Genomic DNA, 22,000 nt, shown 5'->3' on the forward strand with positions numbered 1-22,000 from the left:
CTCCGGAATCGAAGTGCCGAAGGCGCCCGCGTAAGCTGGCCTCCGGCCCTGTGCACCCATTCGCACCCGCTCAAGGAGCACCCCGTGGAGATCTTCTTCGAAATCCTGTTGGTCCTGGTCGCCGTGGGCGTCCTCGCCTTCGCCGGACTGACCGTGAAGAAGCTGTACCAGGGCCAGCGCTGACCCCCGTCTAGGAAGTTCCCATGATCGAGATCCCGTCCGACCTTCACAAGGACCTCGTCCCGCTCGCCTTCCTGCTCGGCAACTGGGCGGGTGCCGGTGTGCACGACTTCCCCGGCTCCGAGAAGTGCAACTTCGGCCAGGAGGTCACCTTCACCCACGACGGCCGGGACTTCCTGGAGTACCACTCGCACTCCTGGGTGCTGGACAACGACGGCAACAAGGTCCGTCCCCTGGAGTCCGAGCACGGCTTCTGGCGCATCGACGCGAACCGCAAGGTCGAGGTGACGATGACCCGCGACGACGGCGTCATCGAGATCTGGTACGGCGAGCTGGCCGACCAGAAGCCCCAGATCGACCTCGTGACGGACGCCGTGGCCCGCACGGCCGCCTCCCAGCCCTACACGGGCGGCAAGCGGCTCTACGGCTACGTCAAGAGCGACCTGATGTGGGTCGGCGAGAAGCAGACCCCCGAGGTCGAGCTGCGCCCCTACATGTCCGCCCATCTGAAGAAGGTCGTCACTCCGGAGGAGGTCGAGCGCTGGGCCAAGGCCCTGCCCGACGACATGCCGGACGACGGCATCGCCTTCTTCAAGTAGTTCTAGACTCGAGGTGTGGTGAGCACCGACTGGAAGAGCGATCTGCGGCAGCGCGGCTACCGGCTGACCCCGCAGCGGCAACTCGTGCTCGAAGCCGTGGACACCCTGGAGCACGCGACCCCCGACGACATCCTCGTGGAAGTGCGGAAGACGGCGTCGGGGGTCAACGTCTCCACCGTCTACCGGACCCTGGAGCTCCTGGAGGAGCTCGGGCTGGTCAGTCACGCCCATCTGGGACACGGGGCGCCGACGTACCACCTCGCGGACCGGCACCACCATCTCCACCTGGTCTGCCGTGACTGCCAGAACGTCATCGAGGCGGATGTCTCCGTGGCCGCCGAGTTCACCGACAAGCTGCGGCGGACGTTCGGCTTCGACACCGACATGAAGCACTTCGCGATCTTCGGCCGGTGTAAGGACTGCGCGCTCAAGGCTTCAACTACCGAGTCGTAGGCTTACGTATATGAAGAGCCCCCTGCTGACCCTGCCCGGCGCCGTCCCCGCCGAGGGCGTGGACGAAGGCGTCGCCGCCCACTACGGCGACCTGTTCCGCGAGCAGCGTGCCCTCGCCGACGGCACCGGTTTCGTCGATCTCTCGCACCGGGGGGTCGTCGCCGTCACCGGCGAGGACCGGCTGGCCTGGCTGCACCTGCTGCTCACCCAGCACGTGAGCGACCTCCCCGCGGGCCGGGCCACCGAGGCGCTGATCCTCTCCGCGAACGGCCACATCGAGCACGCCCTGTATCTCGTCGACGACGGCGGGACGGTCTGGGCCCATGTCGAGCCGGGCACCCAGGACGCGCTGATCGCGTACCTGGAGTCGATGAAGTTCTTCTACCGGGTGGAGGTCGCCGACCGGACCGCCGACACCGCGGTGGTGCACCTGCCGGCCGGCTCCATCGCCGAGGTGCCTCAGGGGGCCGTCGTGCGGGAGACGCCGCACGGGCGGGACCTGTTCCTGCCGCGCGCCGAGCTGGAGGCCTTCGCCGAGCAGGCCGGGCCGCCGGCCGGGATCCTGGCCTACGAGGCGCTGCGGGTGGAGCAGCACCGGCCCCGGCTCGGTTTCGAGACGGACCACCGCACCATCCCGCACGAGCTGGGCTGGATCGGCTCGGCGGTGCATCTGCAGAAGGGCTGCTACCGGGGCCAGGAGACGGTCGCCCGGGTGCAGAACCTGGGCAAGCCGCCGCGGCGGCTGGTCTTCCTGCACCTGGACGGCAGTGAGGTTCATCTGCCGGCCGTCGGGACGGAGCTGCGGCTCGCGGACGACGGGCCCGACGGCCGGAAGGTCGGTTTCATCACGACGTCCGCCCGTCACCACGAGCTGGGGCCGGTCGCCCTCGCCCTGGTGAAGCGGAACGTGGCCGTGGACGCGCCGCTGGTGGCCGGGGACACCGCCGCGGCCCAGGAAGTCGTCGTCGAGCCGTAGGTCTTCGTGCCGAGAGTCGTCGTCGCGCCGTACGACTTGTAGACCTTTCGGGTCAGATTTCGATCTGCACGGTGAACGGGCCGTCGTTCGTCAGCGATACCCTCATCGCCGCCCCGAAGCGGCCCGTGGCCACCGTCGCGCCGAGGGAGCGCAGCTGGGCGACCACCTCGTCGACCAGGGGCTCGGCGACATCGCCGGGGGCCGCGGCGTTCCAGGTGGGGCGGCGGCCCTTGCGGGCGTCGCCGTAGAGGGTGAACTGGCTGATCACCAGGAGCGGGGCGTCGATGTCGCTGCACGACTTCTCGTCGTGCAGCATGCGGATCGACCACAGTTTGCGGGCCAGCTGGGCCGCCTTCTCCTTGGTGTCCTCGTGTGTGACGCCGACCAGGACGCACAGCCCCTCGCCCTCGATCGCGCCCACGGTCTCGCCGTCCACGACGACGCTCGCGCCGTCCACCCTCTGCACCACTGCTCGCATACGTCCATCATGCAGGGCGGTGAACGTCACGCCGCGGGTGGTGTGCGGATGGCACGAACGGGTGGTTTGCGCCGGGCGCCAACGGGCCGCGCTCGGCCGTATTTTGCTGCTTAACCGCCCATCTGGGGTCTATCGGGGGCACTCGTTCCCATAGCGGCCACTTGGGGTGGCACGATGCATGCACACACCGGTCGAGGGGACGGTTGAGGCACATGAGCACATCAAGCACCGGGCAGCAGTCGGGGGCTGTCTGGTCGACGTACACGGGGATCGGGGCGACGGAGTACCACCGGCCGCCCACACAGCGCACGGACAGCCCGCGGCTGCCCTCGGACGCTCCCGAGCCCGATCAGACCGCGCTGAGCCTGACCGAGCTGCGCGCGGTGCGCCGCGAGGCCCAGCGCGACGAGGCCGACCTCAGCTATGTACGGCGGCTGCTCCAGGGGCGGATCGACATCCTGCGCGCGGAGTTGGAGCGGCGTGCACCGGCGGAGGTGGCCGCCGTCGCCGCACCCGCGGAGGTGTCCGTCGTCGAGCGGCTGGCGGAGATCCTGCGGGACGCCCCGGCCCGGCACCGCTCCTCCGCCCGCCATGTGACCCTCTCCACCCCGCAGGGCGAGGAGTCCCGGCGGCTGGCCGCGGAGATGCTCGGCGAGGTCGAGCTGTCCGACCTGGGGGCGCGGACGGACCTGGAGCTGAACACGGCGATGGGACGGCTCGTGCGCTACGAGCAGCAGGTGTCCCGGCGGCGCCGGCGGCTCCAGCGCACGGCCGACGAGTGCGGCGCGGAGATCGCCCGCCGCTACCGCGAAGGGGAGGCGCAGGTCGACGACCTGCTCGTCTGAGCCGCTGCCGGACAGGGGGAGGGCCGGTGCCCGGAAATCCGCGCGACACCCACCGGCCCTCCGCCTAGCGTGAGCCCATGACCCGCGAAGCCGACATCGACATACGTCCCATCGACGAAGCCGAGCACGCCGAATGGCTGCGTGCCGTGCACACCGGCTTTCTGCGAGGGCCGGTGGTCTCCCCGGAGGAGATCGAGGGCCGTCGCCGGAACTTCGTCCCGGGGCGCTTCCTCGGCGCCTTCGACGGCGGCCGGTGTGTGGCGACCTTCCGGTCCTTCGAGCAGCAGCTCACGGCCGTGGGCGGGGCGAGCGTGCCGGCCGACGCCGTCACGGGGGTCACCGTCACCGCCACCCACCGCCGCCGCGGGCTGCTCAGCCGGATGATGGCGCGGGACCTGGCGGCCGCGAAGGACCGCGGGGACGTCGTCGCGACGCTGATCGCCGCCGAGTACCCGATCTACGGCCGGTACGGCTTCGGGCCCGCGACCTGGATGTCCGAGTGGACGGTCGATGTGCCGCGCACCGGCCTCGACGCCCGCTGGGCGGGGCCCGCGGACGGCGGGCGGATCGACCTGGTGGACGGCGACGACGTCCGCAAGCTCGGCCCCGAACTGCACGAGCGGCTGCGCCGCACCCAGCCCGGTGTCATCGACCGCGACGAGCTGTGGTGGAAGCTGAACACCGGCGCCGTGAAGTTCGACCCGGCGTGGAAGATGCCCTTCTTCGCCGTGTACCGCTCGGCGTCCGGCGAGGTCGAGGGCATGGCCGCCTATGACGTGGACGACAACTGGGGCGAGGCCAAGCAGCCGTTGAACACGGCGACCGTGCGAGGGCTGATCGGAGTGACCCCGGCCGCGGAGCGCGCCCTGTGGCACTACCTCTGCTCCATCGACTGGGTCGTGACGGTGAAGAGCGGCTGGCGGGCGCCCGACGATCTGCTCCCGCACTTCCTGCCGGATCCGCGGGCGGCCAGGATCACGTCGCTGGCGGACTTCCTGTGGGTGCGGATCCTGGACGTCGTACGGGCGCTGGAGGCGCGGACGTACGAGGGGGAGGGGTCGCTGGTGCTGGAGGTCGCCGGTGTGGACGGACTGACCGGTGGGCGGTACCGGCTGGAGGCCTCCGCAGCGGGGGCGTCCTGCGTTCAGACCACCGAGAGCGCGGAACTCGTACTGGAGGTGGGCGAGCTGGGGGCCCTGTGGCTGGGGGACGAGTCGGCGGTGCGGCTGGCGGCGCTGGGGCGGGTGCGGGAAGAACGAGCGGGCGCCGCCCGGAAGGCCGACGCCCTGCTGCGTACGTCCAGGCGGCCTTGGTGCCCGGACATGTTCTGAGCCGCTCCCCTCTGTCGACGTACTGGGACCCGCATCCGTAGCGAGCTGTTCGGTTGTGGTTGTTGTGCGGTGGTGCTCACCTGCCGGGCTCCCGGCTCCCCTCCGGAAGGGAGGCCCGTAGGTGGAGAGTGGATGGCATAAGTTGGCGACCAACTTCACTGTACTTATAGCCGCTTGGAAGCGTCTCATAACCACCTAGCGCTGAACTGCCGGAAGATGGCGGGAAGTTGTACTGTTTGGTTGTGGACCCGGAACACACCTCCGTCAATGGGCGGAAGAGGTCGCAACGGCCACAGAGAACACATCAAGAGGTGGCCGACGAACTGCGCGCCCGGATCAGGTCAGGAGCGCTGCGGTCCGGTGAGCGCATGCCGACGCAGGCGCAGCTCGCCGACGAGTTCGGCGTCGAGCGCGGTGCCGTGCGCCAGGCGCTGCGCATCCTGCAGTCCGAGCAGCTGCTCACCAACGTGTCCAAGGGAAGCCCGGCGACCGTCGCCTCCGACCTCGCCAGGGCGCTGACCGGCCCGCAGGCCCCGCCCGTGCCCACGACCGTGGGCCTCGCGCCCCGGATCGCGACGGCGTTCGCCGCGGAGCACGTCGAGATCGACGCCGTGTGCCTGACCTCCATCTCCCTCACGCTGGCGATCGGCGAACCGCTGCGGCAGATCCACGCCGGACGGCTGAAACCGGCCAAGGTCGACGTCCGGGTCCTGCTGCCCAGCCGGGACATCGACCTCGCCTTCCCGGTGCCGGTCGGGGGGCGCGGCGACGACTGGGTGCACGAGCGGTGGCTGGCCATGCGCAACGCCCAGGGGCAGGTCCTCCAGCACAATCTGCTGGCCCTGCGCGCCACGCACGGCATCGATGTGCATGTCACGTTCCGGGCGCTGCCCTTCACCCCGCCGGTGAAGCTGTACCTGCTCAACGGCTCGGAGGCGCTGTTCGCGTACTACACGCTGACGCGCCGGGAGGCCGAGATCGACCATGAGCGGAGGGAGATGTTCGACGCGCGGGGCACCCAGTCGATGCTGTTCTCCTTCCGGCAGGGACCGGGGCCGCGTGACACGACCTTCGTCGAGCAGTCGTACCTGTGGTTCAACGCCCTGTGGGAGACGATCAGTTCGGAGCTGGTGCTCACGAGCTCATAGGGCGGTCCTCAGGACCAGCAGCGCGATCACGACGGCTCCCGTGGAGCTGACCGCCGAGTTGTTGGCCTTGAGCCCCACGGTGAGAAGGAGCAGGCCGACGATGCCGGCCGGGCCGTACTTCCACTGGACGAACTGCTCGAAGGCGACGACCGCGATGGCGGCGAGGAGAGTGAGGGCGGGCATTGGTTTCCCCCTTCGGAAGTCCGGAAGCAAAACTTCCGCCAACTCAAGGGAGTTGGCAACCAACTCTGATTAAGTTGTCCCCACTTGGCCCCTAGTCATAAACAACTTTCAAACAACTCCCGCCAGATGGATCAAAGTTGTAGCGTTTGGTCGTGACCCAGGAGAACGTGGCAGTGAACGGCAGCAGAAGGTTCTCGCCCCAGGAGATCGCCGACCACCTGCGGGAACGCATCCGCACGGGTGAGCTCAAGCCCGGGGACCGCCTGCCCACCCAGGCCGACCTCGCGGAGGAGTTCGGTGTGGAACGCGGCGCCGTCCGCCAGGCCCTGCGGGCACTCCAGGAGGACGGTCTCCTCACCAACGTCAGCAAGGGCAGCCCCCCGCGGATCGCCGCGCCCGCTCCGGCCCGGGGCGAGCCCCAGCCGACGATGGTCGGCCTGGCGCCCCGCCTCACGGAGGCGTTCTCGGCGCGCCGCGTCCGTGTGGACGTGGTCTGCCACACGGCGGAGACCCTGATGGTCGCCATCGGCGAACCGCTCCGCCTGATCCACGAGGGCCGTATCCACCCCGAGTCGATCGACGTCCGCATCCTCGTGCCCTCCCGGGACATCGAGCTGGCCTTCCCCGTCCCCGTGGAGGCGCACGGCGACGACAACCCGGTCCACCAGCGCTGGCTGTCCATGCGCAACGCCCAGGGGCAGGTCCTCCAGCACAATTTCCTGGCCCTGCGCTCCACGCACGGCATCGACGTCCACGTCACGTTCCGCGCGCTGCCCTTCACCCCGCCGGTGAAGCTGTACCTCCTCAACCAGGAGGAGGCGCTGATCGGCTACTACATGCTGACCAGGCGCGAGGAGGAGTGGGGCAGCCAGACCCTGGACATGTACGACGCGCTGGGCTCCCACTCGCTTCTCTTCTCCTTCGTGAAGCGATCGGGTCAGCGGGACGCGGCGTTCGTCCAGGAATCCCAGAAGTGGTTCGACGCCCTCTGGGCAACCATCACGACGGACCTGACACTCTCCTAGTGACTTCTGATACGACGCGGACCGGTGCGGTGACAGTCCAGACGGAAACGGATCCGCACGAACTCCGGAACCTGATCAGACGCGCCCGCGTCGTGCTGTGGGACTTCGACGGGCCCATCTGCCGGCTGTTCGCCAATCATTCGGCGGAACGGGTGGCGAGCGACCTGGTGTCCTGGCTGGAGGGCCATGGGCTGCACGGGCTGCTGACGGAGGGCGAGCGGGAGTCCCTCGACCCGCACGTGGTGCTGCGCGCCGTGGACCGCCGGCACCCCGGCAGTGATCTGGTCGCCGATCTGGAGGCGCGTCTGACCCAGGAGGAACGGCTGGCCGCGTCCTCGGCGATGCCGACCGCGTACGCGGACCCGCTGATCCGCACCTGGACCGCGGTGGGGGCCCGGCTGGCGATCACCACCAACAACTCCCCGCTCGTGGTCGTCGAGTACCTCACGGGCCGCGGCCTCGTCGGCTGCTTCCAGCCCCACATCTACGGCCGCACCCGGGAACTGCGTCATCTGAAGCCGGACCCGCACTGCCTCAACCGGGCGCTGAGCGCGATGGGCGCGGCCCCGTCCGACGCCCTGATGGTCGGCGACACACCCTCCGACCACGAGGCGGCGTCCCACGCCGGGGTGCCGTTCCTGGGCTACGCCCGCAACGAACGCAAGGCAAAGCTCCTGAAGAACGCCGGGGCCGGGGTGGTCCTGACGTCCCTGGAGCCGCTGCTGACGCTGCTGCGCGTAGGCGGCACTCCTGTGTGACAGGCACGCCTTCACCTGCAGTCCGGGCTCGCCTGCCAGGCAACCGGCCCACCTGCCTGCTTCCTCGTATCGGGTCTGTCCGGACCTCCGTCTGGCTGGATTAGGCTCCGAACGGGTTGTCTCGCTCGTGCGGTCGTCCAACCGAATGAGTCGGGGCAAACCGGCGATCGTCGCCCGGACGTGCACGAATGCGTTTGTTGACGGGCCACAAGGATCGGAAGATTGTGCACATGCCGACATGTTCATCAGCGTGAGGCGCTAGTCTCGGCCATCGTGCCCCCTCAGCAACATGGAGCGCGCTTGTCGCTCGCGCACAGCCTTTTGGAGTCTCGCCGGCTCCAGGGCACGGGAAAGGTGCTCAAGGGGCACCACAACACCAACTACGTGCTACGTGTGGGGCTGTTGCTGGCGCTGCTGATCGGTGCCGTGCCGTACACGCGATTCAAGTACCGGGTGCCACTCAACACGATCGAGGTCGTCCCGCGCATCTGGCCATGTGAGGCGGATGTCCTCGAGGTCGTCTGCAGGCATCTGCGTGAGGTGCCGCGCTGCCGCGCCGTGCTGGGCGACCGCTCCCTGCACCGGTATCGCAGGGGCAAGGTACTCAGCGACCGGAACTTTGACGGTGTCATCGACGACAAGCTGATGCGCGAGTTCGCCGCGTTCTTCGTCAGGGCTGCCAAGGTGCCGGTCGAGGAGCTCCCGCCGCCCCCCGAGGACTGGCCGGCCGACGGCGACAGCCAGGCCTTCCTGCACTGGCTCATCGATTTCACCGAGCAACGCGTCCACCAGCCGAACCGGCATCGCTTCGGTGGCCTTTTCGACGCGGTGGGCATCCCCCGGGGCGCGATGGCGACGTTCAAGGAGAACCACCAGGGTCTGACATCCCGGCCGTTCAGGCTCCTGCACACCGACGTCCACCGTGCCAATGTCCTGGTGCGACGAGGGCGAATCTCCGTGATCGACTGGGAGTTGGCCATATGCGGGGACCCGCTTCATGATCTCGCGACTCATATGGTGCGCATGGGGTACGGCAAACAGGAACAGGCAGTGATGACCGACCTGTGGGCCCAGGCGATGACTGAGGCCGACTACCACGATCTGACCAGCGGCCTGGACAAGGATCTGGAGACCTACCTGGCCTTCGAATACGCCCAGTCTGTGTTCCCCGACGTCATGCGTGCGGCTCTCGCACTGCCGGATGATGCGGAGAAGGCGCACTTCCAGGCGGCGGCGGAGCGGGTGAGCCGAGCCATGGGGCGGGCACGTGAACCGCTGATGCTGGTGGAGGTGCCGGACTTGGAGCAGATCCTGGAAGCCCTCCGGGAGTGGCACATGACGACCGCGCCGAGGGCCGCGCCATGACCGTACGCCGGAACCTCGCGCGGAATCACGCAACCACGCAGGTGAGGAGGCTTGACGACGAGGATCTGCTGCTGGATGCCGCGAAGCAGATCGTGAACGGACGTTGCGTCCTGTTCGACTTCGACGGGCCCTTGTGCCGGCTGTTCCCCGACAGGTCCTCTAAGCCACTGGCGGATGCCCTGCGGGGGATTGTCGCGGAGCAGGACGCGCTGGACCTCCTGCCACCGGCGACGCTGGTGTCCATCGACCCCCAGGACGTACTGCGGGCCGTGGACCTGGCGCTTCCTGGAAGTGATCTGGTGGCGGCGCTGGAGGCGCGGCTCGTTGAGGGGGAGAGGGAAGCGGCGCAGAGCGCGCCGCCCACGCGCGGGGCGAGCGCGCTGGTCCGGCGCCTGGCGAAGGAGGGCGTGCGGATCGCCATCACCACCAACAACTCCCCGGGCGCCGTCGACATGTACTTGCGTCGGATGCGCCTTCGCCGTTGCTTCGCAGACCACCTCTACGGCCGTACCGACAACCCCAGGCGGCTCAAACCCCACCCCGACTGTCTGGACCGCGCCCTGCGGGTGCTGGGTGCGGACGCGGGGGACGCGCTGATGTTCGGGGACACGGTGACGGACCTCGCCGCGGCCGAGAAGGCCGGTGTGAAGTTCGTGGGATACGCGCGTGATGCGGATGAGGCGAAAGAGCTTTGGGAGGCGGGTGCGCCTGTCGTGCTGTCCCGCTTCGACCACTTCTCAACCATGATTCCGTGGTGATGACGTAGGACTCTTCCTGGTCGCCCGTCCGGCAGGGCACGATGAGGCTGGCTCGACTCAAATCGCTGGCCCGCGGGGGGAATCGGTGTCGGACCCAGGCTCGTCGTGGACCAGGAGACTGGCAGCCGGGTGGGGGCGCGCGGAGCCCACGGTCACGAGGCTCTTCCTGTTCGCCGTGTTCGTGGTCGGACTGGTGGCCCAGTTCGTGAAGCCCGTCGGTGACGCCCTGCAGGACAAGGTCTACCTGGGCGGCGCGCTGCTCACAGTGGTCGGGTACGTGCTCTACGCCGAGGTTCAGCGTCTCAACGCGGGGCACTCCGAGCAGCGGCGGGCAGAGGCGGAACTGCAGTCCGTGACGCAGAGGCTGGATGAGGAAGTACGGCGCCTGAACCAGGCGCTCCGCCCGCGCGGAGTCCCGCCCACGGCGCTGGAGGCACAGTTCAAAAACGTTCTTGAACGCGAGAAACACGTCACACTCTCGATGCTGGGGTTCACCGGCGAGACGTTCGCGGACCCCCTGGTCAAGCGCATACTCCCAGGGCTGCCTCAGCGCGCCGGACGCACCATCGCACTTCGCGTCCTCATACCGGACTTCACCAAGGAGATCGAGTTTCCAGGCCGGGTGGGCGCGGACGGCAAGGCCGGTGACGCTCCCGGATTCCGGGCGAGCCTCGTGCGCCGAATCGCCACCCACGAGGAGTGGCTGAAGGACCAGGCGGAGCGTATGAACCGCAACGGCCAGGGGACTCTGCGCGTCGAGTTCCGCGTGCTTCACATGTCGCCCTGGCTCAAGCTCTACTTCATCAACGAAGACGTCGTGTACGAGGGCATCTACGACAAGGTCGACCCGAGACGCGGTCACGTCCTGGATCCACAAGGCTACGACTCCTTGCTGACCCGCTGGGCCAAGGACGACGGCGACGAGGCACGGGAGATCGTCAAGCGGCGCGTGGATCTGTTCGGCACCCTCTGGAAGCGCGCGCGTACGTTCACCACAGAACTGTCCGGCACGACGCCGGGGCGGCCGGAGGTCTCCTGAGGCGACAGGAGCAGCGTCTCTGATGAGCTCAGGATCGTCGGGTGGTTCGGGTGGTTCGGGTGGTTCGGGTGGTTCGGGTGACGTGGGTGCGCAGGTGGAAGCCCGCCTGTGCCTTCGACCCCGACCTCTGTCCGGCGAGGTGCTGCCCTGACCCTGACCGCCGTAGGCTCTGGTCATGAGTGACACCGGCCTCCGCGAACGCAAGAAGCGGCGGATGTACCAGACCGTGTCGGACACCGCCATCCGCCTCTTTCTGGAGAGAGGGTTCGACGCGGTGTCCGTCGCCGAGGTGGCGGCGGCGGCCGAGATCTCCAAGCCGACGCTGTTCCGGTACTTCCCGGCCAAGGAGGATCTGGTGCTGTACCGGATCGCCGACCACGAGGGGGAGGCCGCGCGGGTGGTGGCCGGGGCGGAGGGGGCACCGGTGGAGGCGTTGCGGCGGCACTTTCTGGACGGGCTGGAGCGGAGTGACCCCGTGACCGGGCTCAACGACCATCCGCAGGTGCTCGCCTTCCATGCCCTGCTCTATGGGGCGCCCTCCCTGGTCGCCCGCGCGCACACGCACCAGGAGCGGTCGGAGGCCGCGCTGGCCGAGGTGCTCGGGGGCGATCTGGACGCGCGGCTGGCGGCCGGGCAGATCATGGCCGTACTGCGGGTGCTCGCGCTGGAGAACTGGCGGCGGATCGCGGCGGGGGAGCGGGTGGCTGACGTGCGGGCGGACGCGGTGGCGGCGGCGGGGCGGGCGTTCGGGTGGCTGGCGGCCGGGTTGCCGGCACGGTTCCGGGGTGAGCCCGGGTGATTCTGAGTAATAAATTTAACTCGGTTACGTTTTTGCTCTAGGCTCGGTGGAATGACGTCGACCGAGCCTGCCCTTCAGCACGTACTCGACCGGGAACGCGCCCATCACGAGCGCTGCCGGGCCGCCCTCGCCGCGATGGTCGAGGGCGCCGGTGAACAGGTCGTCATCGGGGAGGACGTCTCGGCCTCCGGTGCCGACGCGGAGGTGCTCGGGTACCGGCTGCGCAGCCATGCCAAGGCCTTGCGGGAACTGCCCGAGGGGCCCTTGTTCTTCGGGGCGCTGCAGGGGGAGGAGGGGCAGTTGCACATCGGGCGGCTGCGGATCTCCGAGCACCCCGCCGAACCGCCCCTCGTCGTCGACTGGCGCGCACCCGTCTCGCGCGCCTTCTACCAGGCCTCCGCCCATGACCCGCAGGGCGTCGCCGTACGCCGGCGGTTCGGGTGGGCGCCCGGCAGCCGCGGGTACTCCGGCGACCTCACCGGCCTGGAGGACGAGCACCTGGGGCAGGGGGAGAGCCGGGCCAGCCGGATCGTCGCCCGGGAGATCGAACGGCCTCGCGTCGGGCCCATGCGGGACATCGCCGCGACCATCCAGCCCGAGCAGGACGACCTCGTACGCGGGGACCTCACGCTGTCGGTGTGCGTGCAGGGCGCGCCGGGCACCGGCAAGACGGCCGTGGGCTTGCACCGCGCCGCGTATCTGCTCTACACGCACCCGCAGCGCATCCGGCGCGGCGGTCTGCTGATCCTCGGGCCCAACCGCACGTTCCTGTCGTACATCGCGGAGGTGCTGCCGGCCCTCGGCGAGACGGGGGTGCGGCAGTCGACGCTCGTCGAGGAGATCGCCGGGTGGCCGGTCCGCGGGATCGACGACGAGTCCGCCGGCGTCGTCAAGCACGACGCCCGGATGGCGGAGGTGCTGCGGCGGGCGCTGTACGCGCGCGTGCGCACCGCGGGGGCGGGCTCGCTCGCCGTGCCGGACGGGTCGTACCGCTGGCGGGTGCCGGAGGCTGAGCTGACGCGGATCGTCGCGGACGTACGGCAGGAGGAACCGCCGTACGGGGTCGGGCGGGAGCGGGTGCGGGCGCGGATCGTGCGGTGTCTGCGCGAGCGGGTGGAGCGGCGGGCCGGGCCGCCGGCGAACGCCTGGGTGCGCCGGGTCGAGCGGGCGCGGCCGGTGTCCGCGTACCTCGACGCGGTCTGGCCCCGGGTGCGGCCGGAGGAGGTCGTGGCCGAACTGCTCACCGATCGCGAGGTGTTGGCGGGGGCGGCCGACGGGCTGCTGGACGGCGCCGAGCAGCGGGCGCTGCTGTGGCGGAAGCCGCCCCGGTCGTGGAAGTCGGCGCGCTGGTCCGCCGCCGATCTGGTGCTGCTCGACGAGGTGGCCGGGTTGATCGAGCACCCGGCGGGGTATGGGCATGTCGTCGTCGACGAGGCGCAGGACCTGTCCCCGATGGAGTGCCGGGCCATCGCCCGCCGGGCGCCCTTCGGTTCGCTGACGGTGCTGGGCGATCTGGCGCAGGGGACGACGCCGTGGGCGGCGCGGTCGTGGCCGACTGTCCTGGCGCACCTGGGGAAACCGGACGCGGCCGTGGTCGGGCTGACCGTCGGCTTCCGTGTGCCGCGTGCCGTCGTAGGCCTCGCCAACCGGCTGCTGGAGCGGCTGGACGTGGATGTGCCGGAGGCCCGTTCGCTGCGCGGGGACGGGGAGTTGCGGCTGCGGGCGACGGATCCGGACGGGGTGCCCGCGGCGGTCGTGGACGCCGTACGGGACGCCTTGGAGCAGGAGGGCTCGGTCGGGGTCGTCGCGGCGGACGCGGACCTGCCCCGGGTGCGGGCAGCCCTGGAGGCGGCCGGTGTCGAGGCGGCGGGGCCCGGGGAACTCGGCGCGCGGGTGGCCCTGGTGCCGGCGAGCGTGGTCAAGGGACTCGAGTACGACCATGTCGTGGCCGTCGAGCCGGCGGCGATCGCCGAGGCGGAGGCACGGGGGCTGCACCGGTTGTACGTGGTGCTGACGCGGGCGGTGACGAGGCTGGACGTGGTGCACGGGAGGCCGCTGCCGTTCTAGCCACGGGCGCGTGCGGGGTGGCTAGGGTCCGAGTCATGGCTGACACAGACGCGTTCACGGACATCCCCACCACCACGCTGGCCGATCTGCTGGGCCGCGGGCAGGTCATGGACATCGGGGTCCGGCCCCTGTGGGGGCCGGTGCCGCGGGTGGCCGGGCAGGCCTTCACCGTGCGGTGTCCTCCCGGGGACAACCTGATGCTGCACGCCGCCATCCACCGTGCCGAGCCCGGCTCGGTCGTCGTCGTGGAGTCGGGCGATCTGGACTACGCGCTGGCCGGTGGCAACGTCTGCGCCGTCGCACAGCGCCGCGGCGTCGCCGCGTTCGTCCTCGACGGGCTGATCCGCGACCTCGCCGAAGTGCGGGAGGCCCGCTTCCCGGTGTTCGCTCGCGGGGTCATCCCCATCCCGGGCACCAAGGCCGCCGCACGGCCGCTCCGCGAGCGGGTGACCTGCGGCGGGGTGGCCGTCGACCCGGGTGACATGGTCGTCGCCGACGAGGAGGGCGTCGTGGTGGTGCCCGGGGCCCGCCGCGCGGAGGTGCTCACCGCGGCCCGCGCCAAGCTGGCGAAGGAGGCCGCGGAGACCCTGGACGACTGGGAGTCGGCCCACCGGGCGCGCATCGACAAGATCCTTGCGGAACAGGGCTTCGAGGGGGCCGGGGGCTTCGGAGGCTTCGGGGGCTGAGCAGGCTCAGCGTTCCGCGAAGGGGCCTTTCCCGGTGAAGGCCAGGGCGCCGAAGCGTTCGCCGATGCGGCGGTGGGTCGCGGCGTCCGGGTGGACGTGGTCGGGGAGGGGGAGTTCGGCGGCGTCGGACTCGCCGTAGAGGGCGAGGCCGTCGAGGTAGTGGAGGTTCGGGTCGTCGGCCGCGCGCTGCCGCACGATCCGGGCCAGTTCCTCCCGGATGACGCCGAGCGTGAGCTTCCCGGTTGCCGTCTCCGCCGGGTCGCCCATGGCGGCGAACAGCAGCCGTCCCTTCTCGATCTCGCTGAGGTCCGGGGCGGTGGGGCCGGGGGTGTCCTCGTGGATCGCGCAGTGGATGGGGGAGACGACCAGCAGCGGGGTGTCGGGGTGCCCGTCTCGGATCGTGTCGAGGAAGCCGTGCACGGCCGGGCCGAAGGCGCGCAGCCGCATCACGTCCCCGTTGACGATGTTGATACCCACCTTGACGCTGATCAGGTCAGCCGGGGTGTCCCGCATGGCACGCGCGGTGAACGGGTCGAGCATCGCGCTGCCGCCGAAGCCGAGGTTGACCAGTTCCACACCGCCCAGGGACGCGGCGATCGCGGGCCAGACGGCCGTGGGGCTCGCGGCGTCGGAGCCGTGGCTGATCGAACTGCCGTGGTGCAGCCACACCCTGCGGCCCCGGTCCGGCAGGGGCACCACGGGCGCGTCGGTGCGCAGGGCGACGAGCTCGGTGGTCTCGTTGTGCGGCAGCCAGATCTCGACGTCCTTCTCGCCCGCGGCCAGACCGGTGAAGCGAACGGTGCCCACCGGGCCCGGTGTGACCTCGCCGGCCCAGGTGGCCATGTCGACCGTGAGGACGTTGCCGCCGGTTCCGGAGGCCTGGCCGGCCGGGCGGCCGTCGACGAGCAGGTCGTACAGGCCGTCCGGCCGGGACGGGAAGCCGACGTAGTCGCGCTTGGTGCGCAGGGTGTCGAGTTCGACGGCCGTCGCGGCGGTACGGAAGACCAGCCGTACGCCGGAGGGCTGGGCCTCGGCCATGGCCAGCTGGGCGTTGTCGTTCTGGGCGCGGGCCCGGGCGGGCAGCCGGTGCGGGAGCAGGCCGTGCTCGGTGCGCTCCAGGTCGAGGGCGCCGCGCAGCAGGTCCGCCGTGAGCGGCGTGGTGATCCAGTCGTGCTCGGTGTGCTCGGTGTGCATGGTGTCAGCCTCGGGGATCCGTGGGGGGTGCGGGCCAGTTGCGCAGCAGCGTGTCGAGGGCGTCGATGATCCGGACCCAGGTGTCGTCGGTGCCGGGGGCGCTGTGGCTGAACCCGCCGCCGAGCTCCAGGCTGACGTACCCGTGGAAGACGCTGCCCAGCAGGCGGACCGCGTGGGTCTGGTCCGGTTCCGTCAGGTCGTAGCCGCGCAGCAGCGCCCGGGTCATCTGGGAGTGCCGGACGCCCGCGCTCGCGGCCGCCGTCCGCGGGTCGAGCCGCAGCTGGGCGGCGGCCCAGCGGCCGGGGTGTTCCCGGGCGTAGTCGCGGTAGACGTCGGCGAGGGCGCGCAGGGCGTCCTTGCCGGCCCGTCCGGCCAGGGCGTCGGCGGCCCGGTCGGCCATTTCCGCGAGCGCCAGCAGGGCGATCCTGGTCCGGAGGTCCTGGGAGTTCCTCACGTGCGAGTACAGGCTCGCGACCTTGACGTCGAACCGCCGGGCGAGCGCCGAGACGGTCACCTGGTCGAAGCCGACCTCGTCGGCGAGTTCCGCGCCTGCCTCGGTCAGTCGCTCGGGTGTGAGTCCCACGCGTGCCATATGGCCTCTCCCTTCTGCCTGAAGGGATTGTGCATCTGGCTAAAGTCTTTAGGCAAGTAGGGTTTTGCCTTAGGCGCCCTGGAGGGTGCGCCGGGCGGGCGTCCGCAGCCTCCTGCCCCGCCTCGTCAGGCCCCAGGGCTTCAGCAGCGAGATCACCGTCATGAAGACGTAGGCGGACAGCGAGACGACCGGCCCCATCAGCACGTCCCCGGCGTCGGGCAGCGGACCGCCCGCGGCGACGGCGGCGACCGCGGCGTTCACTCCCGGGCGCAGGGCGAACACCGTGGCGGTGGTCGTGGCGAGGGTCAGCCAGAACTTCGTGCAGACCCACCGGTGCCGCGCCAGACCCCACGCGGTCCCCAGCGACAGCACCAGACCGCTGAGGAGCGTGAGGAACGCGACGGGGAGCAGCAGCCAGTCGGCGAAGAGCTTCATCGCCCGGACGGACGCCTCCACGGTCACGGCGGACCCGGTGGTGGCAGCGGTGGCTCCGAGCGCGAGCAGCCCCAGCGTGAGCCCGAGCCAGCTCGCGGAGGCGGTGACGTGGACGACCAGGGCGGCCCGGCGGGCGGGGCGGCTGAGTTTCGGAGTCATGGGGGACACGCTGCCGGTGCGGCGGGGCGAGGTCGTCTCACGGCGGGAGTAATCCGGCGTACTGGCGTCGGCGTACGGGGGTGGGTGTCAGCGCCGTCGTCTGGCTTCGCGGCATGACCGAGCCGCCCTCCCACCTCCCCGCCGTCCGAGGGGCCTACGACACCGTCGCCGCCGACTGCGCCCGACTCGTCGAGGAACCGGCCGAGCTGGACCCGGTGTCCCGCGCGATGCTGTCCGCCTTCGCCGAACTCGCAGCGCCCCTTGGGCCGGTCGCCGACCTGGGCCGCGGTCCTGGAAAGGTGACAGCACACCTGGCCGCCCTGGGAGTGCCGGTGTTCGGCGTGGACGTGTCGCCGGGGATGGTCGGACTGGCCCGGGCGGCCTACCCGGAACTCCGTTTCACCGTCGGCTCTGCCTGCCTGAGAACGTGCGGAAGACGGTCGACGCCGCGCGGGCCGAGCTGGTCACGGCAACGGACCCCTGATTCCGGGGCATCGACGGCGACGCCGATCTTCCCGACGGCATGAAGGTCCGGCCACTGCGGTCCAGCAGGTCGAAGGGATCCCGCATCCTCCTCTTCGACAACGGGCACGGCTGGATGACCTACACCTTCATCCGACGCACTGAGGATCCTCAGATCGTCGTCGAGGAGGTCTTCTGGCAGTGAACTGAGGTCAGCCAAGCGGTGGCGAACCGGCCGACTACCCGGCGTGTGTCCACACCCGCAACGGGCCGAGCGGCTCGAAGCCGTGCCGGAGGGCAGCCGCCAGATCGTCGCCCTGCTCGTAGCCGACGACGGGCCGGGCCGGGAAGAGCTGGGCGAGCGCGTGCAGGACGACCGGCCAAGCGGCGTCGGGCCCGCCGTTCCGCCCGAAGACGTTGGAGACGCCGACCACCTGCTTGCTGCGGGTCGCGACCGCTCCGGCGGTGATACGGCCGTCCGCGGCCCGCCCGAGGATCACGAAGGTCTCCGGGTCGGCGAGCAGCCCGGGCTGGAACAGGTCCGCGTCCCCGGCCCCGTCGTCCCAGGCCAGTGCCCAGGCGCGCAGCGAGTCCGGATCGCCCACGACGTCCCAGGCGAGGGTGGCTACGGGTGCGGGTGCCTCCGCCGGACGGTGGATCCACTGCGCCTCGAACAGCACCCGGAATCCGGCCTCCGCCAAGTCGAGGTCGGCGAAGCTGTCCTTGACCGAGGCGCCGGGCGAGGCCGTGTCGATCCGCGCCAAGAGCGCGTCCACGTCGGCGTCCGGCTCCAGCGTCACGGCGTCGGGGTAGTAGAGCGGCGTCCGCACCGGGGCGGCCCAGGCTTCGGCCCCGAACTCACTCGTTCCCCCGTGCGCCCGGCACATCGCCGCGCACCACTCGGCGTTGTTCCGGGCGGCGGCCCGGAGGAGCGGGAGATTCTGCGAAGTCGTCACGAGGGCGGATCATGGCCGTCCCGGACCCGATTCGTCGAACGATTTTGCGACCATCCGCTTCTAGGGTGTGCAGGGCCAGAGTCCCCAGCGATCGGCACGGAGGCGACATGACCCCGCTGATGAAGTTGAGCGCGATCACCTTGGACTGCCCTGATCCGCTCGCCCTGGCGGCGTTCTATCAGGAAGCCACCGGACTGGGGCTCCACCCGCAATCGGACGCCGAGTTCGCGGCGCTGGACGGTGAGGGCGGGTTCAACATCGGGTTCCAGCGGGTCGACGACTACCGGGCTCCGAACTGGCCCGGCCAGGTCGTTCCGCAGCAATTGCACTGCTGTTTCAGGGTCGTGGACGTCGATGAGGCCGAGGCCCGGCTGCTGGAGCTGGGGGCGGGTAAACCGGATCAGCCGCAGGAGGACAGATGGCGGGTGCTCACGGATCCGGCCGGGCATCCCTTCTGCATCGTCGGGGGGCTGTCGTGACCAGTGTGTCGTGACCGGCGTCAGATCACCCTGAAGAGGTCCGCGGCCGCCTGGACATCCGTGAAGTCCTCCACCGCGCGGAGGTTGTCGCACAGGGTGTCCAGGACCGAGTCCGTCTCGGCGACGCGCGGGGCGCCGACGGCCACGCCGAAGAGCCGGAAACCCAGCCGGTGCTTGGACTCGTTCCAGCCGCGTGTCCACTCCTCGGTGACGCCGCAGTCGTCGTCGGTGATCATCACGATGTCGCCGCGCCTGCGGGAGGCGTCGTTGAACTCCTCCTCCAGCAGATCGGCGGCCGCCGACAACGGCCGCTGGTAGCTGGTGCCGCCGCCGAGGAAGGTCTCCGCGAAGTCGAGGGTCCGGGCGATGCCCGCGGGCTCGTCGGCCGGGAAGCGGAAGACCTTCAGCCTGTCGGCGGCGGAGAACAGGATGCCGACGAAGTCGCGCCCCTCGTGGCGGGCCTGGTCCAGCAGTGCCAGCGCGCACGCCTTGGCCCACGCCTCCCGGGTGATGCCGCCCGGCCCCGCCTCGTACATGGAGTGCGAGGTGTCCACGCAGGCGATGATCGCGCCCCGGCCGGTGGCCCGTTCCCCCTGGCTGTCGTAGAGCATCAGCTCCCCGGCGGCGTAGCGCACGGCGAACACCGCGCGCAGCTCGGGCAGGCCGAGGTTCGCGAGTTCGGAGGGGATGACGCGGGACAGGTCGTCGCCGAGGGTCACGCCGACCAGTTCCCCGGTGGCGTTCTCCACTTTGCGGGCGCGCTCGCCGCCGGCCATCTGCCGGAAGCGGCCGATCAGTTCGGCCCACTGGGCGAGCCGGCCGGTGCGCAGGCGTTCGGCGAGCCGGGCGCGGTCGCCGAACGGCATCCGCTCCAGCTCACCGGGGCCGACGCCCCAGGCCCGCATCAGCGCGGCCTCCTCGCGTACGGCCGCGGCGGCCTTCGCGGCCGCGGTTCGTGCGGCGGCACCGATCCCGGGGGCGGCTGCGGCGAGGTCCCGCGCGGCATCCTGTGCGGTCTGCCGCGCGGCGGCTTCGGCGGTCTCGGCGGCTTCGACCGTCCGGCGTACGGCGTCGGCGGCCGGTGCGGGCACCGTGCCGTCCGCCTCGGCCTCGTCGGCGGCCCGCCGGAGCGCCCCGCTCACGGCGTCGGCCGCGCCCGTCACGGCCCGCTTCTGCCGCTCGGCCTGTTCACGGGCCTGCCGAGTACGCTCCAGCAGCCCCCGCAGCGCGGCGGCCTGGGCGAGTACGGCCATGGCGGCGGCGTAGGGATCGCCAGCCGTCTCCCGGTGCAGCTCGGTGAACTCCGGGGACTCCAGCAGTGAGCTGATGATCTGGCGATTGACGAGGTGGGAGGGGGCCATGGCATCGGGCTCGCGCAACCGGGGCCCGACCTTGTAGGCGGCCAGGAACGTGTCGGTCAGGAGGTCTCCGGCGTGGTCGTAGCGGTCGCTCAGTTCCCCGGCCAGTTCGCGCAGCCCGGCCGACTGGTCGTAGGTGTCACGCCAGGCCATCCGGTCGAACCGGTCCGCGACCACGGCCCCGGTGTGCCGCTCGGGGGCGGCGGCGGACCGGCCCAGCCACGTGCCGCCCAGGGCCGCCAACTCCTCGAGCCGGTGCGGCCCGCCGCCGGTCACAGCTGGGCCTGCACCATGCTCGCGTCCACCCCGAGGGCCTCGGTGAGCACACGGGCGCGGACGGCGCGCTGGCGGCCGGTGACCCGGTCGATGGCGGCGGTGGAACGGCCGGCGCCCGCCGCCTCCTCGCGCAGCTTCTCCAGCCGCTTCCCGGCCATGGCCAGCTTGTTGTGGGCCTGCTTGATGACCCACTCGCTCAGCGCCTCACGCGACTGCCCGGCCATCGCGTCGAGCTGGGCCTCCAGCTCCTCGATGGTGTCGGCCAGGTCGAGCGCCTCCTTGGCGTCGGGGTTGACCAGGTGCAGCACCTCGCGCTCGACGGCCGGGCGCTGCGCGGGGGAGTCCCACAGCACGTGCGTCAGCACCGACAGATCGGCCTCGGCGACCTCGGGACGGCCGTCGAGGTACGCGGACGCCTGGAGCAGTCCCACCGCCTGCCGCCAGCGGCGGTCGGAGGCGACGAGCTCTCTGCGGCGCAGGGCGGCCCGCAGCGTGCACACCGCGTCCACGATCGCGTCGGGGACGTCCACGGCCGGGACGGCCTGCGCCACGGCGTGCTGCAAGGAGGCCAGTTCGACGGTCGTCCGCGCCGGTGCCGCCGGGCGGCCGACGGCGGAGCGGACCAGCGCGGCGAAGTTCGAGGGGTCCTCCAGGTATCCGACCTCGATCCGCACCAGCAGCCGGTCGTAGATCGCGGCCGAGTCCTCTCCGGCGGGCAGTTCGTTGCTCGCCGTGATGGCGCCGATCAGGGGGCAGCGGATCGGCTCGCCGCCGTTCTCGGGGTGGTAGATCCGCTCGTTGAGGTAGCCCAGGGTCTCGTTCAGCGCGGCCGTGGAGCACTTGAAGATCTCGTCGATGAAGGCGACATGCGCGGTCGTGGCACGGCCGTCGTAGACCTGGCGGTACTCGCCCCGGGCGAGCGCGGCGACGTCGATGGGGCCGAACATCCGCGTCGGCGCGGTGAACTTCGACAGCAGGATCTCCCAGTAGGCCGCGCCCTCGACCCGGCCGGTGAGCTCCCGGGCCAGTTCCGACTTCGCCGTCCCGGGCGGGCCGAGCACCAGCGAGTGCTGCCCGGCCAGCAGCGTCACCACCAGCGTCCGCACCACGTCGTCCCGCTCGTAGAACCGCTCCGACAACTCGTCGCCGATCGCCCGCAGCCTCTTGGCGGTGTCCTGCGCGTCGTGTGCGTCCATGTTCAACTCCTCGGCGGTGGCGCTGTGCTGGGCCGCCCGGGACGGCTCCCTTCCCCGAAACTACGACGGCCGCGCGTTACGTGGGCCGTGTGTCGGCGGAGAGGAGCGGATCGGCCGGCCCGTCTTCGGCGCCCTGGCCGTCGCCCTGCCCGAGGGTGTGCTCGTCCACCTGGAGAACCGGGACGTACTCGGTGTGCGGGCCG

The 22,000-nt window shown here is 70.9% G+C and carries 24 protein-coding genes and 1 pseudogene; 17 read left to right on the top strand and 8 right to left on the bottom strand.

Translation table 11 applies throughout. From position 1 onward, the window contains the following. The first annotated feature begins 203 nt into the window (after window positions 1-203). The 3 genes from ACFZBT_RS33625 to ACFZBT_RS33635 are packed head-to-tail and all read left to right on the top strand — an operon-like array spanning window position 204 to window position 2,208. Window positions 204-779: an FABP family protein gene (locus tag ACFZBT_RS33625; RefSeq protein ID WP_261680433.1), complete on the top strand. Its 576-nt coding sequence runs from the start codon at window positions 204-206 to the stop codon at window positions 777-779. Window positions 780-794: 15 nt separating this feature from the next. Then, window positions 795-1,232, top strand: coding sequence for a transcriptional repressor (locus tag ACFZBT_RS33630; RefSeq protein ID WP_391111812.1), 438 nt, complete (start codon window positions 795-797; stop codon window positions 1,230-1,232). Window positions 1,233-1,242: 10 nt separating this feature from the next. Beyond that, window positions 1,243-2,208 (top strand): YgfZ/GcvT domain-containing protein, encoded by a 966-nt coding sequence (locus tag ACFZBT_RS33635; RefSeq protein WP_391111814.1) that lies wholly within the window; start codon window positions 1,243-1,245, stop codon window positions 2,206-2,208. 52 nt (window positions 2,209-2,260) lie between these two features. On the opposite strand, the gene dtd is transcribed toward ACFZBT_RS33635, so the two are convergent. After that, window positions 2,261-2,686 (bottom strand): D-aminoacyl-tRNA deacylase, encoded by a 426-nt coding sequence (gene dtd, locus ACFZBT_RS33640; protein WP_030242984.1) that lies wholly within the window; start codon window positions 2,684-2,686, stop codon window positions 2,261-2,263. Between the two features lie 212 nt (window positions 2,687-2,898). Between dtd and ACFZBT_RS33645 the strand changes: the two genes are divergently transcribed. The 3 genes from ACFZBT_RS33645 to ACFZBT_RS33655 all read left to right on the top strand — a co-directional run bounded on the left by ACFZBT_RS33645 (window position 2,899) and on the right by ACFZBT_RS33655 (window position 6,010). Next, window positions 2,899-3,531 (top strand): aerial mycelium formation protein, encoded by a 633-nt coding sequence (locus ACFZBT_RS33645; RefSeq protein WP_391111819.1) that lies wholly within the window; start codon window positions 2,899-2,901, stop codon window positions 3,529-3,531. Between the two features lie 77 nt (window positions 3,532-3,608). Beyond that, a complete protein-coding gene (locus ACFZBT_RS33650; protein WP_391111822.1) occupies window positions 3,609-4,862 on the top strand; it encodes a GNAT family N-acetyltransferase in 1,254 nt (417 codons plus the stop codon). Between the two features lie 236 nt (window positions 4,863-5,098). Continuing rightward, the gene (locus ACFZBT_RS33655; RefSeq protein ID WP_391111825.1) at window positions 5,099-6,010 is read left to right on the top strand and encodes a GntR family transcriptional regulator; all 912 of its coding nucleotides are present in this window, start codon (window positions 5,099-5,101) and stop codon (window positions 6,008-6,010) included. On the opposite strand, the gene ACFZBT_RS33660 is transcribed toward ACFZBT_RS33655, so the two are convergent. Beyond that, entirely contained in the window at window positions 6,005-6,193 is a 189-nt protein-coding gene (locus ACFZBT_RS33660) for a hypothetical protein (RefSeq protein WP_391111828.1), read from the bottom strand. The two genes, ACFZBT_RS33655 and ACFZBT_RS33660, sit on opposite strands and share 6 nt — an antisense overlap. A 146-nt stretch (window positions 6,194-6,339) precedes the next feature. Here ACFZBT_RS33660 and ACFZBT_RS33665 point away from each other — a divergent pair, with 146 nt between their 5' ends. The 8 genes from ACFZBT_RS33665 to ACFZBT_RS33700 all read left to right on the top strand — a co-directional run bounded on the left by ACFZBT_RS33665 (window position 6,340) and on the right by ACFZBT_RS33700 (window position 14,690). Further along, on the top strand, window positions 6,340-7,218 hold the full coding sequence (locus ACFZBT_RS33665; RefSeq protein ID WP_391111831.1) for a GntR family transcriptional regulator: 879 nt from the start codon (window positions 6,340-6,342) through the stop codon (window positions 7,216-7,218). Between the two features lie 29 nt (window positions 7,219-7,247). Continuing rightward, on the top strand, window positions 7,248-7,976 hold the full coding sequence (locus ACFZBT_RS33670) for an HAD family hydrolase (RefSeq protein WP_391111834.1): 729 nt from the start codon (window positions 7,248-7,250) through the stop codon (window positions 7,974-7,976). A 300-nt stretch (window positions 7,977-8,276) separates the two neighbouring features. Then, a complete protein-coding gene (locus tag ACFZBT_RS33675) occupies window positions 8,277-9,341 on the top strand; it encodes a phosphotransferase (RefSeq protein WP_391111836.1) in 1,065 nt (354 codons plus the stop codon). Further along, on the top strand, window positions 9,338-10,099 hold the full coding sequence (locus ACFZBT_RS33680; protein ID WP_391111839.1) for an HAD-IA family hydrolase: 762 nt from the start codon (window positions 9,338-9,340) through the stop codon (window positions 10,097-10,099). The genes ACFZBT_RS33675 and ACFZBT_RS33680 overlap by 4 nt, the downstream gene beginning before the upstream one ends. An 85-nt stretch (window positions 10,100-10,184) precedes the next feature. Continuing rightward, window positions 10,185-11,138 carry an ATP/GTP-binding protein gene (locus ACFZBT_RS33685; protein WP_391111842.1) on the top strand — a complete coding sequence of 318 codons (954 nt, stop codon included), beginning with the start codon at window positions 10,185-10,187 and terminating at the stop codon, window positions 11,136-11,138. 175 nt (window positions 11,139-11,313) lie between these two features. Continuing rightward, on the top strand, window positions 11,314-11,937 hold the full coding sequence (locus ACFZBT_RS33690; protein ID WP_391111845.1) for a TetR family transcriptional regulator: 624 nt from the start codon (window positions 11,314-11,316) through the stop codon (window positions 11,935-11,937). Window positions 11,938-11,988: 51 nt separating this feature from the next. Next, the gene (locus tag ACFZBT_RS33695; protein WP_391111848.1) at window positions 11,989-14,004 is read left to right on the top strand and encodes a HelD family protein; all 2,016 of its coding nucleotides are present in this window, start codon (window positions 11,989-11,991) and stop codon (window positions 14,002-14,004) included. Between the two features lie 35 nt (window positions 14,005-14,039). Beyond that, window positions 14,040-14,690, top strand: coding sequence for an RraA family protein (locus ACFZBT_RS33700; protein WP_391111851.1), 651 nt, complete (start codon window positions 14,040-14,042; stop codon window positions 14,688-14,690). A gap of 6 nt (window positions 14,691-14,696) precedes the next feature. Here ACFZBT_RS33700 and ACFZBT_RS33705 read toward each other — a convergent pair whose 3' ends face one another. The 3 genes from ACFZBT_RS33705 to ACFZBT_RS33715 form a co-directional block, all read right to left on the bottom strand. Next, on the bottom strand, window positions 14,697-15,884 hold the full coding sequence (locus ACFZBT_RS33705; RefSeq protein ID WP_391111854.1) for a GDSL-type esterase/lipase family protein: 1,188 nt from the start codon (window positions 15,882-15,884) through the stop codon (window positions 14,697-14,699). A gap of 4 nt (window positions 15,885-15,888) precedes the next feature. Further along, window positions 15,889-16,476, bottom strand: a complete 588-nt coding sequence (locus ACFZBT_RS33710; protein WP_391111857.1) for a WHG domain-containing protein — start codon at window positions 16,474-16,476, stop codon at window positions 15,889-15,891. A gap of 69 nt (window positions 16,477-16,545) precedes the next feature. Next, a complete protein-coding gene (locus ACFZBT_RS33715; protein WP_391111859.1) occupies window positions 16,546-17,070 on the bottom strand; it encodes a DUF2269 domain-containing protein in 525 nt (174 codons plus the stop codon). Window positions 17,071-17,183: 113 nt separating this feature from the next. On the opposite strand from ACFZBT_RS33715, the pseudogene ACFZBT_RS33720 reads away from it, so the two are divergent. Then, window positions 17,184-17,483, top strand: a pseudogene (locus ACFZBT_RS33720) (class I SAM-dependent methyltransferase); the annotation flags it as partial. A gap of 110 nt (window positions 17,484-17,593) precedes the next feature. Further along, window positions 17,594-17,737, top strand: a complete 144-nt coding sequence (locus tag ACFZBT_RS33725) for a hypothetical protein (protein ID WP_391111862.1) — start codon at window positions 17,594-17,596, stop codon at window positions 17,735-17,737. A 34-nt stretch (window positions 17,738-17,771) separates the two neighbouring features. On the opposite strand, the gene ACFZBT_RS33730 is transcribed toward ACFZBT_RS33725, so the two are convergent. Then, window positions 17,772-18,419 (bottom strand): hypothetical protein, encoded by a 648-nt coding sequence (locus tag ACFZBT_RS33730; RefSeq protein WP_391111999.1) that lies wholly within the window; start codon window positions 18,417-18,419, stop codon window positions 17,772-17,774. Window positions 18,420-18,595: 176 nt separating this feature from the next. Between ACFZBT_RS33730 and ACFZBT_RS33735 the strand changes: the two genes are divergently transcribed. After that, window positions 18,596-18,967, top strand: coding sequence for a VOC family protein (locus tag ACFZBT_RS33735; protein ID WP_391111865.1), 372 nt, complete (start codon window positions 18,596-18,598; stop codon window positions 18,965-18,967). A 20-nt stretch (window positions 18,968-18,987) separates the two neighbouring features. Here the strand turns inward: ACFZBT_RS33735 and ACFZBT_RS33740 are convergent, their stop codons facing one another. Continuing rightward, window positions 18,988-20,601, bottom strand: coding sequence for a VWA domain-containing protein (locus tag ACFZBT_RS33740; RefSeq protein ID WP_391111867.1), 1,614 nt, complete (start codon window positions 20,599-20,601; stop codon window positions 18,988-18,990). After that, window positions 20,598-21,797 (bottom strand): AAA family ATPase, encoded by a 1,200-nt coding sequence (locus ACFZBT_RS33745; protein WP_391111870.1) that lies wholly within the window; start codon window positions 21,795-21,797, stop codon window positions 20,598-20,600. Before ACFZBT_RS33745 ends, ACFZBT_RS33740 begins: the two co-directional genes overlap by 4 nt. Window positions 21,798-22,000: the final 203 nt, after the last annotated feature.

The organism is Streptomyces sp. NPDC008137 (assembly GCF_042957035.1).
Classification (GTDB): Bacteria; Actinomycetota; Actinomycetes; order Streptomycetales; family Streptomycetaceae; genus Streptomyces.

Excerpts from the sequence above, each read along its gene's own strand:
- ACFZBT_RS33625 (WP_261680433.1), top strand. The coding sequence starts at position 204 with ATGATCGAGATCCCGTCCGACCTTCACAAGGACCTCGTCCCGCTCGCC.
- ACFZBT_RS33635 (WP_391111814.1), top strand. The coding sequence starts at position 1,243 with ATGAAGAGCCCCCTGCTGACCCTGCCCGGCGCCGTCCCCGCCGAGGGC.
- dtd (WP_030242984.1), bottom strand. The coding sequence starts at position 2,686 with ATGCGAGCAGTGGTGCAGAGGGTGGACGGCGCGAGCGTCGTCGTGGAC.
- ACFZBT_RS33645 (WP_391111819.1), top strand. The coding sequence starts at position 2,899 with ATGAGCACATCAAGCACCGGGCAGCAGTCGGGGGCTGTCTGGTCGACG.
- ACFZBT_RS33650 (WP_391111822.1), top strand. The coding sequence starts at position 3,609 with ATGACCCGCGAAGCCGACATCGACATACGTCCCATCGACGAAGCCGAG.
- ACFZBT_RS33660 (WP_391111828.1), bottom strand. The coding sequence starts at position 6,193 with ATGCCCGCCCTCACTCTCCTCGCCGCCATCGCGGTCGTCGCCTTCGAG.
- ACFZBT_RS33680 (WP_391111839.1), top strand. The coding sequence starts at position 9,338 with ATGACCGTACGCCGGAACCTCGCGCGGAATCACGCAACCACGCAGGTG.
- ACFZBT_RS33690 (WP_391111845.1), top strand. The coding sequence starts at position 11,314 with ATGAGTGACACCGGCCTCCGCGAACGCAAGAAGCGGCGGATGTACCAG.
- ACFZBT_RS33695 (WP_391111848.1), top strand. The coding sequence starts at position 11,989 with ATGACGTCGACCGAGCCTGCCCTTCAGCACGTACTCGACCGGGAACGC.
- ACFZBT_RS33700 (WP_391111851.1), top strand. The coding sequence starts at position 14,040 with ATGGCTGACACAGACGCGTTCACGGACATCCCCACCACCACGCTGGCC.
- ACFZBT_RS33705 (WP_391111854.1), bottom strand. The coding sequence starts at position 15,884 with ATGCACACCGAGCACACCGAGCACGACTGGATCACCACGCCGCTCACG.
- ACFZBT_RS33710 (WP_391111857.1), bottom strand. The coding sequence starts at position 16,476 with ATGGCACGCGTGGGACTCACACCCGAGCGACTGACCGAGGCAGGCGCG.
- ACFZBT_RS33715 (WP_391111859.1), bottom strand. The coding sequence starts at position 17,070 with ATGACTCCGAAACTCAGCCGCCCCGCCCGCCGGGCCGCCCTGGTCGTC.
- ACFZBT_RS33725 (WP_391111862.1), top strand. The coding sequence starts at position 17,594 with ATGAAGGTCCGGCCACTGCGGTCCAGCAGGTCGAAGGGATCCCGCATC.
- ACFZBT_RS33730 (WP_391111999.1), bottom strand. The coding sequence starts at position 18,419 with ATGTGCCGGGCGCACGGGGGAACGAGTGAGTTCGGGGCCGAAGCCTGG.
- ACFZBT_RS33735 (WP_391111865.1), top strand. The coding sequence starts at position 18,596 with ATGACCCCGCTGATGAAGTTGAGCGCGATCACCTTGGACTGCCCTGAT.
- ACFZBT_RS33745 (WP_391111870.1), bottom strand. The coding sequence starts at position 21,797 with ATGGACGCACACGACGCGCAGGACACCGCCAAGAGGCTGCGGGCGATC.